The organism is Aeromicrobium terrae, assembly GCF_008039565.1.
GTDB classification, from domain to species: Bacteria; Actinomycetota; Actinomycetes; order Propionibacteriales; family Nocardioidaceae; genus Aeromicrobium; species Aeromicrobium terrae.
This window is the reverse complement of the sequence record NZ_VDUX01000004.1, coordinates 181,254-193,456: the sequence shown is the minus strand read 5'-3', so window position 1 is coordinate 193,456 and position 12,203 is coordinate 181,254. Positions and strand designations below refer to the sequence as shown.

The 12,203-nt window shown below is 68.4% G+C and carries 13 protein-coding genes; all 13 read left to right on the top strand.

Annotation, left to right across the window (positions count from 1 at the left end):
* Positions 1–30: 30 nt before the first annotated feature.
* Positions 31–354, top strand: coding sequence for a hypothetical protein (locus tag FHP06_RS09965; protein ID WP_147686314.1), 324 nt, complete (start codon positions 31–33; stop codon positions 352–354).
* Between the two features lie 72 nt (positions 355–426).
* Complete coding sequence (locus FHP06_RS09960) at positions 427–1,476, top strand: thiamine pyrophosphate-dependent dehydrogenase E1 component subunit alpha (RefSeq protein ID WP_187271884.1); 1,050 nt, start codon at positions 427–429, stop codon at positions 1,474–1,476.
* A gap of 1 nt (position 1,477) precedes the next feature.
* Positions 1,478–2,449, top strand: a complete 972-nt coding sequence (locus FHP06_RS09955) for an alpha-ketoacid dehydrogenase subunit beta (protein WP_147686311.1) — start codon at positions 1,478–1,480, stop codon at positions 2,447–2,449.
* 10 nt (positions 2,450–2,459) lie between these two features.
* Entirely contained in the window at positions 2,460–3,713 is a 1,254-nt protein-coding gene (locus FHP06_RS09950; RefSeq protein ID WP_147686309.1) for a dihydrolipoamide acetyltransferase family protein, read from the top strand.
* A gap of 55 nt (positions 3,714–3,768) precedes the next feature.
* Positions 3,769–4,527 carry a DeoR/GlpR family DNA-binding transcription regulator gene (locus FHP06_RS09945; protein WP_147686307.1) on the top strand — a complete coding sequence of 253 codons (759 nt, stop codon included), beginning with the start codon at positions 3,769–3,771 and terminating at the stop codon, positions 4,525–4,527.
* 203 nt (positions 4,528–4,730) lie between these two features.
* Positions 4,731–5,735: an alcohol dehydrogenase catalytic domain-containing protein gene (locus FHP06_RS09940; RefSeq protein WP_147686305.1), complete on the top strand. Its 1,005-nt coding sequence runs from the start codon at positions 4,731–4,733 to the stop codon at positions 5,733–5,735.
* Positions 5,732–6,676 (top strand): alpha/beta hydrolase, encoded by a 945-nt coding sequence (locus tag FHP06_RS09935; protein ID WP_147686303.1) that lies wholly within the window; start codon positions 5,732–5,734, stop codon positions 6,674–6,676. The genes FHP06_RS09940 and FHP06_RS09935 overlap by 4 nt, the downstream gene beginning before the upstream one ends.
* A gap of 26 nt (positions 6,677–6,702) precedes the next feature.
* Positions 6,703–7,698 carry a sugar ABC transporter substrate-binding protein gene (locus FHP06_RS09930; RefSeq protein ID WP_187271883.1) on the top strand — a complete coding sequence of 332 codons (996 nt, stop codon included), beginning with the start codon at positions 6,703–6,705 and terminating at the stop codon, positions 7,696–7,698.
* A gap of 34 nt (positions 7,699–7,732) precedes the next feature.
* Positions 7,733–8,671, top strand: a complete 939-nt coding sequence (locus FHP06_RS09925) for an alpha/beta hydrolase (protein WP_187271882.1) — start codon at positions 7,733–7,735, stop codon at positions 8,669–8,671.
* A gap of 31 nt (positions 8,672–8,702) precedes the next feature.
* On the top strand, positions 8,703–9,686 hold the full coding sequence (locus FHP06_RS09920) for a sugar ABC transporter substrate-binding protein (RefSeq protein ID WP_187271881.1): 984 nt from the start codon (positions 8,703–8,705) through the stop codon (positions 9,684–9,686).
* Positions 9,686–10,459 carry an ATP-binding cassette domain-containing protein gene (locus FHP06_RS09915; protein ID WP_147686295.1) on the top strand — a complete coding sequence of 258 codons (774 nt, stop codon included), beginning with the start codon at positions 9,686–9,688 and terminating at the stop codon, positions 10,457–10,459. Before FHP06_RS09920 ends, FHP06_RS09915 begins: the two co-directional genes overlap by 1 nt.
* Positions 10,460–10,524: 65 nt before the next feature.
* Entirely contained in the window at positions 10,525–11,502 is a 978-nt protein-coding gene (locus tag FHP06_RS09910) for an ABC transporter permease (protein WP_187271880.1), read from the top strand.
* A 58-nt stretch (positions 11,503–11,560) separates the two neighbouring features.
* Positions 11,561–12,202, top strand: coding sequence for a DJ-1/PfpI family protein (locus tag FHP06_RS09905; RefSeq protein ID WP_147686291.1), 642 nt, complete (start codon positions 11,561–11,563; stop codon positions 12,200–12,202).
* The last annotated feature ends 1 nt before the right edge of the window (position 12,203 follow it).

Below are 12,203 nucleotides of genomic sequence, written 5' to 3'. Positions count from 1 at the left end.
GCGTCCAGAACTCACAGAAAGCGGTACGACATGACAGAACTCACGCCGAAGTCCCTCTTCGTCGTCACCGTCGCCATGGCGGCGGACGGGTCGCGAGCGGACCTGCTCCAGATGGCAGCGATCCTCAACCGGCGTGGCGCAGACGTCGTCGAGGCCGAGCTGTCGCGGCCGGCCCACGGTCGCCGCGTGTTCAGTGCGACCTTCTCGAGCAGCCGCATCCAGGCCGAGACCGTCCTGAGGTCGATCGAAGGCCTGGTCGACGTCGTCGACGCCGCCTTGTTCTCGGCTCTGGACGCCAGGACCCCAAGCGAAGCCCGGGTCGCCCATCAGCCCCACGGCTCCGGACGGCGGTAGAGGACCATGGCTCACGCATCGGCACTGACCGACCTCATCGACGACCATCGGGCACGTGTCGACGAGCAGGAGATGGTTCAGCTGATCGCTCCCGACGGCCAGGTCACCGAGGTTGGGACGAAGCTCGGCGTGTCATTGGAGCTCGCCCTGGAGCTCTACCGGCACATGGTTCTGGCCCGACGCATGGACCAGGAGGCTCTGGCACTGCAGCGCCAGGGTGAGCTGAGCCTGTGGCTGATGAGCTGGGGACAGGAGGCCGCTCAGGTCGGTTCCGTCACCGCGTTGCGGCCGACGGACATGGTCTTTCCCAGCTACCGCGAGCACGCGGCGGCGCTCTGTCGAGGCGTCGCGCCGGCGGACCTGATGCGTCAGTGGAAGGGCGCGGCTCACTCCGGCTGGGACCCCGCTCCCGCGCGGTTCCACATCTACTCGCTCGTGCTGGGCACCCAGACCCTCCACGCGACCGGATTCGCGGCAGGGGCTGCCATGGAGGGGACGGACGAGGTCGTCGCCACCTACTTCGGCGACGGAGCCGCCAGTCAGGGCGACGTCAACGAGGCCTTCAACTGGGCGGCGACGGGATCCTTGCCGGTCCTCTTCTTCTGCCAGAACAACCAGTGGGCCATCTCGACGCCGACGGAGAAGCAGATGAGCACTCCGCTCCACGTCCGGGCGGCCGGGTTCGGGCTCGACGCCTACCACGTGGACGGCAACGACGTCATGGCGGTCCACGCCGTGACGTCCCACGCTGCGCAGCGGATTCGCGACGGCGGCGGACCGGCCCTGATCGAGGCGCAGACGTACCGGTTCGGTGGGCACAGCAGCTCCGACGACCCGACGCGATACCGCTCCGAGGACGAGCTCGCCGCCTGGACCGCTCGTGACCCGTTGACCCGGATCGAGTCGTTCCTGCGTGAGAACGGAGTCGGCGCGGACTACTTCGACGCGCTCGCCGCGGAGGCCGACACGTTCGCGGTCAGCGTCCGCGAGGCCTGCCGAGATCTGGAGTCGAGCCCGCTGGAGGACCTCTTCGACCGGGTCTACGCGGACGATCACCAACCGCTCGTGGAGGAGCGGGAGGCCTATCTGGCCCATCTGTCCGCTCTCGGATCGGAGGCGTGAGATGTCGACGGTGACGTTGGGCGCTGCGATCAACGCAGGGCTGCGCAAGGCGATGGAGGACGACAGCCGGGTCGTCGTGATGGGTGAGGACGTCGGAGTCCTGGGCGGCGTCTTCCGGGTGACCGACGGGCTGCACAAGGACTTCGCCGAAGGCCGGGTGGTCGACACCCCGTTGGCCGAGTCCGGCATCGTCGGCACGGCGATCGGCCTGGCCCTGCGCGGGTATCGACCGGTCTGCGAGATCCAGTTCGACGGTTTCGTGTACCCGGCGTTCGACCAGATCGTCAGCCAGCTTGCCAAGATGCGCGCCCGTTCCGGTGGGCGACTTGCCCTGCCGGTCGTGGTACGCATCCCGGTCGGGGGAGGAATCGGCGCGGTGGAGCACCACAGCGAGTCCAACGAGGCCTACTTCGCCCACACGGCCGGACTTCGCGTGGTGTCGTGCTCGACCCCGGACGACGCGTTCCACATGATCCAACAGGCGATCGCCTCCGACGACCCGGTGATCTTCTACGAGCCGAAGCGCCGCTACTGGGACAAGGGCGAGCTGACGGATGCCCCGTCCCGGGGCCTCCACGAGGCAGCGGTCCTTCGGCCCGGCTCGGACTGCACCGTGGTGGCACACGGCCCGACGGTCAAGACGGCTCTCGCGGCGGCGGACGCCGCCGCGCTCGACGGGTTCTCCGTCGGCGTCGTCGACCTGCGCTCCATCGCACCCTTGGACCTCCGGACCCTGCGCTCGGCGGCAGCCGCTGCAGGCCGCGTGGTCGTGGTGCACGAGGCCTCGACCTTCGCCGGCATCGGCGCGGAGATCGCGGCTGCCGTGACCGAGCACTGCTTCTACGACCTGGAGGCCCCCGTGCTGCGCGTCGGCGCCTACTCCCTTCCGTATCCACCCGCCGCCGTCGAGGACGCGTTCCTCCCGGACGTCGACCGCGTGCTCGCGGCCATCGACCGCAGCCTGAGCTTCTGAGGAGCGGAGCATGATCGAGTTCGCCCTGCCTGATGTCGGCGAAGGACTGACCGAGGCCGAGGTCGTCGCGTGGCACGTCGTCGTCGGCGACGTGGTCGAGGTCAACGACGTCCTCGTCGAGATCGAGACCGCCAAATCCGTGGTCGAGCTCCCGTCACCCGCGGCCGGGACCATCGCGACGGTGCACGTCGACGAAGGGACGACCGTCGACGTCGGGTCCGCGCTGGTGACCATCGACGACGGAGCCGGAGCCGGCGACGTGGAGACCGAGGACGAAGAGCCGCTGGTCCTCGTCGGCCGGGCTCCGGCGGCGGCCGAGCCACGCCGCGTCCGTCTCGGCGCCTCCCGTCCGTCGGACCCGCCGGGGCCGGGCCCGGTGATCGGCCACCGCACCGACGCGGGCCCCAGGGTCCGGACCAAGCCTCCGGTCCGGCTCCTCGCCAAGCGTCTCGGCGTCGACCTGCACACCGTGACCCCGTCGTCCGGAGACGTCGTGTCTCGCCAGGACGTCGAGGCGGCCGCGGCTCTGACGAGCGAGCCGCCCGTGAGTGCCGTCGCGGACGCTCGCGAGACGCGGACGCCGATCAAGGGTGTCCGGAAGGCCACCGCAGCGGCGATGACCCGGTCCGCATTCACCGCCCCTCACGTGACGGAGTGGTTGACCGTCGACGTGACCAGGACGATGGAGCTCGTTCATCGACTCAGAGCCGACCGGGCCTGGCGGGACGTCCGTCTGACGCCGCTGGTGTTCGTCGCCCGGGCATTCCTGCTCGCCGTCCGCCGCTTTCCGGAGATCAACGCACGCTGGGATGACGAAGCGCAGGAGATCGTCGTTCCGCACTTCGTCAACCTCGGGATCGCGACCGCGACGCCTCGCGGTCTCCTGGTGCCGAACATCAAGGACAGCCATCTGCTCGACCTGGCCGGTCTCGCCCACGCGATCGACGCGCTCGTGCAGTCGGCGCGGGCGGGGACGACCCCGCCGGCCGAGATGGCGCGAGGCACGATCACGATCACCAACATCGGCGCGCTCGGCGTCGACGCCGGAACGCCGATCCTCAACCCCGGGGAGGCGGCGATCCTCGCCTTCGGTGCGGTGCGCGACATGCCGTGGGTCGTCGACGGCCAGATCATCATTCGCAAGGTGACCCAGCTGGCGATGTCGTTCGACCACCGCCTGGTCGACGGTGAGCTCGGCTCGCGCGTCCTGACCGAGGTCGGACGTCTCCTAAGTGATCCGGGCGAGACGTTCCTCCATGTGTGACCTGCGGTCCCGCGAGATGGTCCCGACTGGGCGACCGGAAGTCTAGGCTCGTCCTGTGGGCCCGAGAGATCGGCAGCGGCAGGTCTTGGAGATCGCGCGTGCCAGGGGTTCGGTGGCCGTCACCGACCTCGTCGAGGTGCTCGGGGTGTCGGTCGAGACAGTCCGGCGGGACCTGAGCGTCCTCGAGGCCCACGGGCTGGTCCGCCGTGCCTACGGACAGGCATTTCCGGTCGAGACGGCTGCCTACGAGTCCGACCTCGGGACGCGAGAGGTGTCTCACGTCGAGGAGAAGCGTCACATCGCCGCTGAGGCCGTGCGTCACCTCGAGGACGCCGAGACGCTGTTCATCGACGAGGGCTTCACGCCCCAGGTCATCGCCCGCAGTCTTCCGGACCGCCGGATGCGGGTCGTCACCGCGTCGCTCCCGATCGCGTCGATGCTCGCCGATCGCAAGACCGTCTCGGTCTACCTGCTGGGGGGGCGGGTCCGGGGCAACACGCTTGGCACGGTGGACCACTGGGCGGTGGAGATGTTGAGCAACTTCGTGATCGACGTCGCGTTCATCGGCGCGAACGCGATCTCACGTGAGCGGGGGCTCACGACGCCGGATCCGGCCGTCGCCGAGGTCAAGAAGACTGCGGTCCAGGTGTCGCGTCGCCGGGTCTTCACCGGGGTCAGCTCCAAGTTCGCGGTGTCCAGCTTCTGCCACTTCGCCGACGTGTCCGACCTCGACGTGATCGTCACGGACCGCAAGCTGTCGCCGTCTGAGGCCGACCGCCTCGCCGCCTGCGGCCCCTCCGTGGTCCGTGTGTGACCGCCGATCGGTCATGCCCGCGGGCGCCCGCCGGCGCCAGCACGGGCAGCGTGAGCGCCGATTCTTCCCGGAACGAGCGTGGAGCGTCGACGAGATCGGGCATGAAGCGGGCACCAGATCCGGCCATCAACGTCTTGCTCGACCGTATGGCCTGGCCAACGATGTGAGGCACCCGACAGGCGTCGGCCAGGACAGGAGCCTTCATGCAGGCAGCGGTGATCGAGCGACCGGGGGTCGTCTCGGTGCAGGACGTGGCTGATCCGGTTCCCGGACCCCGCGACGTGGTCGTGGCGGTTCGTGCGGTCGGCATCTGCGGCACCGACATCCACCTGCTCGACGGCGAGCTGCCGTACGACCGGTACCCGGTCGTGCCGGGGCACGAGTTCTACGGAGAGGTTGTCGACGCCGGCAGTGACGTCAGCCGTGACCACGTCGGACGGCTCGTCACGGTCGACCCGAACATGCCCTGCCGCACGTGCGCCGAGTGCCGACGCGGACGTGCCAACCTGTGCGAGCGCTACGAGGCCCTCGGCGTGACGACCGACGGCGGTGCGGCCGAGCTGGTCCGCGTGCCCTCGGATCTGGTGTACGAGCTCCCGGAGGGCGTCTCGGAGGTGGGTGCCATCCTCACCGAACCTCTCGCCTGTGCGATCCACGGATTCGATGTCCTGCCGAGAAACGCGCAGGACCGCTACCTCATCTACGGCGCCGGAACGATGGGCCTGATGATGGGTCTCCTGGCCAACGATCTCGCCCCGGATCCGGCCACCGTCATCGAGCCCAACGCGTCCCGCCGCGCGCTCGCCGAGTCCTTCGGCCTGCGAGTCGTCTCTTCGCCGTCCGAGATCGATCCCGATGAACGGTGGGAGACCGTCATCGACTGCTCCGGCGTCGTCGAGGCGATCGAGGACGGTCTCCGCCGGGTTCGCCGTGGCGGTGTGCTGCAGTGCTTCGGCGTCGCGGAGCCCGACGCCATCGTCAAGCTTCGACCGTTCGACGTGTACCGCAACGAGATCACGGTGGTCGGCAGCATGGCGGTCCACAACAGCTTCGACCGGGCGCACCGGCTGGCTCAGACCTGGGGCGACGAGAAGCTCGCCCCCATGGTGACCCACGACTTCTCGCTCGCCGCGTACGGCGGTGCCGTGCAGACGTTCCGCGACGGCGCGGGACTCAAGATCGCGATCCGCCCTGGAGGAGCAGCATGAACGAGGTACCGATCGATCCGGATGTCGTCGAGCTCCTGTCGGAGCTCGCGCCGCCCGAGCAGGTCGCCGCAGCCGACCTCACGCCCGAGCAGCATCGCCAAGCCGGGCGCGAAGCCATGGCGTACTTCACCGAGGGTGTCACACCGCTCTCCGTGCACGGCGTCACCGACGAGGTGGTCCCAGGCCGCGATGGCAAGATCCCGGTCCGGGTGTACAACGCCGAGACGCCTGCCGCACTGATCGTCTTCATGCACGGTGGCGCGTGGATGACCGGGAGTCTCGACATGTCCGACGTCGCGATGCGCCGGCTCTGCCACGACACTCGGTCGGTCGTGGTGTCGGTCGACTATCGCATGATCCCGGAGAACCCCTTCCCCGCGCCGATCGACGACACGTACGACGCGATCGTCTGGGCGGTCGAGCGGTTCCCCAACCTTCCGGTCCTCGTCGCCGGGGACAGCGCCGGAGGCACGCTCGCCACGTGCGCCGCTCTGCGGTCTCGTGACGAGGGCGGCCCCCGGATCGACGGGCAGGTGCTGATCTATCCGGGCATCGACGACGACTACGACGCACCGAGCATGGTGGAGCTCAGCGACGACGTCCCGAACTCCCGCGAGGATCTGCGCTTCTTCATCGACCAGTACGCCGGAACGGAGGCTGCGGCCGGATCGCCATACGCGTTGCCGGCCCGGGCCGAGTCCCTGGCCGGTCTGCCGCCCGCGGTCATCGCGATCGCGGGGCACGACCGGCTGAGGTCGTCGGAGGAGGCGTACGCGGAGCGGCTGCAAGCGGCCGGCGTGCCGGTGACCGTCCAGCTCGACCTCGAGCTCGTGCACGCCTGGTTCGACTTTGCGCCCCGCGTCCCAGCGGCGGACCGGGCCTTCGCGCGCCTGACCACGAGCATTCACGAGCTGATCCATCGGGGCATCGCTTCGGCATGACGCCGAGACCCACACCAGGAGGAACCATGATTCACACCCTCAGCCGGCGTCACACCCGGAAGCGGATGGCCGGCGTCATCCCGGCGCTCGCACTTATGGCCGTCGCGGCCTCTGGCTGCTCGACCGACAGCGACGGCGGCTCAAGCGACAAAGCCAAGGGCGGCGAGCTCAGCTCGATCCAATTCGTCAACCCGCTGCCGAACTATCCGGCATGGAAGGCGATCGGACAGTGCATGAGCGACCAGGCGGACAAGCGTGGCGTCCCGTTCAAGCAGAGTGGACCGACCGGATCAGCGCTCGATGCCAGCACCATGATCCAGCAGGTGCAGCAGGCGATCTCCAACAAGGTGGGAGCCATTGTCACGTTCCCGGCGAGCGAGGGCTTCGGGCCGGTGCTCAAGCAGGCTCAGGCGAAGGGCATCCTGACCGGCACGTTGTTCGGTACCGGTGGGAGTGACGGCGGTGCGGACGTCAACGCCGGACCGGACTTCACGGCGATCGGGGAGACGATCATCACGGCGATCTCCAAGATTCCTGGCCAGCACGTCCTGGGTCTGGTCGCCCAAGCCGATACCGGGCTGGGCAAGGCATGGCTCGACGGCGTCAAGGCCGCCGTGAAGAAGACGGACAACGTGAAGGTCGCCGGTGAGGTCTACACCGGCGACGACGCCGCCAAGGCACTCCCGCAGGTCAATGCCCTGCTGACCGCGCATCCGGACGTCACCGACATCGCGACCCACATGGGCACCGTGACGCCAGGTGCCGTCGCGGCGATCAAGGCGAAGAAGCTCGTGGGAAAGACGTTCCTCGTCGCCGGCGGTCACGACAACGGTGGCCTGGAGTCGATCCAGGGTGGGACGTCCAGGTTGATCCTCCTGCAGGACAACTGCGGCCTCGGCAAGGACATGATCGACGGGATCGTCGACACCGCCGAGGGCAAGCCGGCGGCGTCGATCCCGATCCACGTCGCCGTGGTCCCCCAGGACGAGGTTCAGGGCTACCTCGACAAGGGCTGGAGCTGATCTGATGACCGGCGGGCCGAGCATGACGGGCACTGTGGCCGAGACGTCTGTCGATCGCGACGTCACGGCGCTGCTGGCCGAGCTCGGCCCGCCCGTCCCCGTGGCCGAGCTGAGCACCGTCGAGCTGCGTCAGTCCATGCGTGACGCCGTCTCCGTCTTCACCCACGGTGCCGCACCGATCGCGGTCGACCGCGTCACGGACGAGCACGTGCCGGGCGGTGCCGGGTCGATCCCGGCGCGGATCTACACGCCCGCCCGCCCCGCCGCCGTCATGGTGTACCTCCATGGCGGGGGTTGGGTGGTCGGGGACCTCGACACCCACGATCTCGTCGCACGACGGATCTGCCGTGACACCCAATCCGTCGTGGTCTCGGTCGACTACAGGCTCATGCCGGAGCATCCGTTCCCCGCTGCTCTCCAGGACGCATGGGACGCCACGACGTGGGCCGCTCGGCTCCGGCCGGATCTCCCTTTCCTCGTCGCCGGCGACAGCGCGGGCGCGACGCTGGCAGCGTGCGTCGCACTGACGGCGCGGGACGACGGTGGACCTCGCATCGACGGCCAGGTGCTCGTCTACCCGGTCGTCGACGACGACCTGGATGCTCCGAGCATGCAGACGTACCGGGACGGTCCGCGGATCACCCGAGACGACCTCGCCTACTACCTGCGGATGTATCTGGGAACGGTGCAGGCGCGTCGTTCGCCGTACGTCCTTCCGGGTCACGCGAAGTGGCTGGGTGAGCTACCACCCACGGTCCTGGCAGTCGCCGGACACGACCCACTGCGCTCCTCGGAGCAGAAGTTCGGGCGCCGCCTCGAGGCGGCCGGCATAGAGGTGACGGTGCAGGTCGACCCAGAACTGGTCCATGGCTGGATCGACTTCGCGCCCCGGGTCCCGTCCGCCGACCGCGCCTTCTCCCGGCTCACGCAGACCATCAACGATCTCATCCATCGGGGACACGCCGCGGCCTGACGCCGGGGTCCACATCAGGAGGTATTCATCCATGTCACGCACATCCATCCGGGCCCGGTTCCCCGTCGCCGCCGTCGTCCCAGCCGCGGTTCTGCTCGCCGCAGCAGCGGCGTGCTCGACCGACAGCGACGACGGCTCGAGCGACGCCGCGGGCGGCAAGGCCGACACGGTCCAGTTCGTCAACCCGCTGCCGAAGTACCCTTCATGGCGCACGCTGGGCGACTGCATGAAGGACGAGGCCGACAAGCGGTCGGTGAAGCTGCAGGAGTCCGGGCCGAGCGGCTCGGGTGACGATCCGAGCGCCATGATCCAGAAGCTGCAGCAGGCGATCGCGAACAAGGTCGACGGCATCGTCACGATGCCGATGAGCGAGGCGTTCACGCCGCTCCTCAAGCAGGCTCAGTCCAAGGGCATCGTGACCGGAACGCTGTACGGCCCGGGTGGGCCGGAGAGCGGCGCCGACGTCAACGCCGGTCCGGACTTCGGGGCCCTCGGTGACGCGATCATCGGTGGCATCGCCAACAAGCCGGGCGAGCACGTCGTGGGCCTCGTGGCGGCCTCCAACACCGACCTCGGCAAGGCGTGGATGGACGGCGTGAAGGGTGCCGTCAAGAAGTACGACAACGTCAAGATCGCCGGTGAGGTCTACACGGGCGACGACGCCGCCAAGGCCCTGCCACAGGTCAATGCCCTGCTGACCGCGCACCCCGACATCACGGACATCGCCACGCACATGGGCACCGTCACGCCGGGAGCGGCTGCGGCGATCAAGGCCAAGGATCGCGTCGGCAAGACCTTCATCGTGGTCATCGGCGAGGACAACGGAGGCGCCGAGGCTCTGTCCAACGGCACCGCGCGGTCGGCCGTCATGCAGGACGTGTGCGGTCTCGGCAAGGACATCCTCGACGGCGTCCTCGATGTTGCAGAGGGCAAGAAGGCGGCCCCGGTTCCTGTCAAGGTGGCAGTGGTCGACAAGGACGAGGTGAAGGCCTACATCGCGAAAGGCTGGGTCTGATGGGTGATGAACAGACTCCTGTGCTGCGTCTCAGGGGCGTGTCGAAGTTCTTCGGGTCCGTCATGGCGCTCGAGGATCTGGCGCTCGATGCGTATGCCGGGGAGGTGCACGCGGTCGTCGGCGACAACGGTGCCGGGAAGTCGACCGCGATCAAGATCATCACCGGCATCCACGAGGCCGACGACGGGGAGATCATGATGCAGGGCCGGCGGATGGCCCTGCGCCGCTCGGCGGCGGACACGAAGGAGCGCGGAGTGTCCGTGGTCTACCAGGACCTCGCACTCGTCGAGTGCCTGGACATCGCGCAGAACATGGCGCTCGGCAACCTTCCGCGGAAGCTCGGCATGGTGCTCGACCGCAAGCGCATGGAGCGGGATGCCGCTCAGGTGCTGCGCGAGCTCAAGGTGCGGGTCGGCGACGTCCGTACGCCGGTCGGGCTGCTCTCCGGAGGCCAGCGTCAGGTGGTCGCGATCGCGCGTGCCGTCCGAATGGACAAGCCGCTCATCCTGCTCGACGAGCCCACCGCGGCTCTCGGTGTTCAGGAGACCGCGCACGTCGGCGAGATCATCGATGGGCTCCGGGCCGCGGGCAAGGCCGTGATCTGCGTCAGTCACGACCTCGACTTCGTGTTCAAGCACGCCGACCGTGTGACGGTGCTGCGCCTCGGACGGACGGTGGGTTCGAGACTCGTCGCCGACACCACGCGAGCCGACGTCGTCGGCCTGATCACCGGTGCGATCGCGGGCGACACCGTGACGACGGAGGTCGCGTGATGAGCACCGTGATGTCACGCCCAGGACGTACCGCCCAGACCGAGAACCCCAGGGAGGCGCCTCACGTGGACGACAAGAGGTCACGACGAGACCGGCTGCGCAGTGTCATGGCGCGTCAGGAGACCACGCTGGTCATGGTGATCCTGGTGATCGGCGCGGCCGCGTCGATCAAGTCCGACCTGTTCCTCAGCGAGGACAACATCACCGAGATCTTCCGCAGCTCTGTCATCTACTTCGTGATGGGCTGCGGCGCGGCGATGCTGATCATCGGCGGCGGCCTGGACTTCTCGGCCGGAGCGGTCTTCACCCTCTCTGCCCTGATGACGAGCAAGATGCTGGTGTCCTCGGTGCCTTGGCCTCTCGCGGTGCTGGGCGGGATTGCACTCGCAGCGCTGATCGGTGTTCTCAACCACCTGGTCATCACCTACTGGCACGTGCCACCGATCATCGCGACGCTGGGCGTGTTCTACATGCTCACGGGCGTGGACAACCTGGTCACCGGCGGCAACGACGTGCTGCCGCTGCCGCAGGTCGTGCAGGACATCGGCCAGGGCAGCATCCTGGGAGTCCCCAACGTCGTCCTCATCGCCATCGCAGTGGGCCTGCTGTTCTGGTTCCTGCTTGAGTGGACCCGGTTCGGCGTGAATGTCCGCGCCCTGGGCGGGAACCGCCAGGCCGCGGTCGCCAACGGCCTGCGGGTCACGCGCATCGACCTCGCCCTGTACGTCCTGGCAGCCGTCACGGCCGGGCTCGCTGGCATCGTCTACTCGGCTCGCGTCGGTGCCGGGCAGGTGACCGCCGGTGGGACGGGCACGACCCTGATTGTCATCACCGCCGTTCTAATCGGCGGAATCAGCCTGATGGGAGGAATGGGCTCGATCCAAGGCGTCGCGATCGGCGCACTGCTCCTGTCCCTCATCGACAACGCCCTGGTCCTGTCGGAGATCCCACCCCAGTACAACAGCATCGTCATCGGGACGATCCTCGTCAGCGCCGTCGCCGTCGACCACCTTCGTCGCGAGCGCATCTTCCGCAAGCGCTGACGCCTCGCTTCTCACCAGCCACCGTCACATCTGACCTCGATTCGATCGGAGAACCATCATGCAGGTCGCCATCGCCCTCTACCCCGACTTCACCTCGCTGGATGTGATGGGCCCGTACGAGGTGTTCGCCCGCCTCCCCGAGACGGACGTCGTGTTCGTCGCCGAGAACCCCGGCGCTATCGTCAACGACCTGAAGGGGGTTTCCGTCAACGTGGTCAACGGCCTGGACGACGTGACGAACCCGGACGTCGTCCTGATCGGCGGTGGGCCCGGCCAACGCGCCAACATGGCCGACGGCAGGCTCCACGAATGGCTGCGAACGGTCGACCGTACGAGCACATGGACGACCTCCGTGTGCACGGGCACGCTCATCATGGCTGCTACGGGCCTACTGAAGGGAAGGTCGGCGACCTCGCACTGGGGCGCGCTCGACCAGCTGCCCGCCTTCGGCGTGACGCCGTCGCACGAGCGGGTGGTGTTCGACGGGCACTACGCGTCCGCAGCAGGAGTGTCCGCGGGGATCGATCTTGCTCTCACCTTGTCTGGGCGGATGCTGGGCGACGAGGTGGCGAAGACCGTCCAACTCATCATTGAGTACGCCCCTGAGCCTCCGTACGACTCGGGATCGGTCTCGACCGCATCGCCTGTGACCCTCGAGAACGCCAAGCGCGTCCTGGGCGGGAGGTTCGACGCTGCTTAGG

What these genes read in the sequence shown, in the direction of transcription:
- FHP06_RS09965 (WP_147686314.1), top strand. Translation starts at nt 31, where the DNA reads ATGACAGAACTCACGCCGAAGTCCCTCTTCGTCGTCACCGTCGCCATG.
- FHP06_RS09960 (WP_187271884.1), top strand. Translation starts at nt 427, where the DNA reads ATGGTTCAGCTGATCGCTCCCGACGGCCAGGTCACCGAGGTTGGGACG.
- FHP06_RS09955 (WP_147686311.1), top strand. Translation starts at nt 1,478, where the DNA reads ATGTCGACGGTGACGTTGGGCGCTGCGATCAACGCAGGGCTGCGCAAG.
- FHP06_RS09950 (WP_147686309.1), top strand. Translation starts at nt 2,460, where the DNA reads ATGATCGAGTTCGCCCTGCCTGATGTCGGCGAAGGACTGACCGAGGCC.
- FHP06_RS09940 (WP_147686305.1), top strand. Translation starts at nt 4,731, where the DNA reads ATGCAGGCAGCGGTGATCGAGCGACCGGGGGTCGTCTCGGTGCAGGAC.
- FHP06_RS09935 (WP_147686303.1), top strand. Translation starts at nt 5,732, where the DNA reads ATGAACGAGGTACCGATCGATCCGGATGTCGTCGAGCTCCTGTCGGAG.
- FHP06_RS09930 (WP_187271883.1), top strand. Translation starts at nt 6,703, where the DNA reads ATGATTCACACCCTCAGCCGGCGTCACACCCGGAAGCGGATGGCCGGC.
- FHP06_RS09920 (WP_187271881.1), top strand. Translation starts at nt 8,703, where the DNA reads ATGTCACGCACATCCATCCGGGCCCGGTTCCCCGTCGCCGCCGTCGTC.
- FHP06_RS09915 (WP_147686295.1), top strand. Translation starts at nt 9,686, where the DNA reads ATGGGTGATGAACAGACTCCTGTGCTGCGTCTCAGGGGCGTGTCGAAG.
- FHP06_RS09905 (WP_147686291.1), top strand. Translation starts at nt 11,561, where the DNA reads ATGCAGGTCGCCATCGCCCTCTACCCCGACTTCACCTCGCTGGATGTG.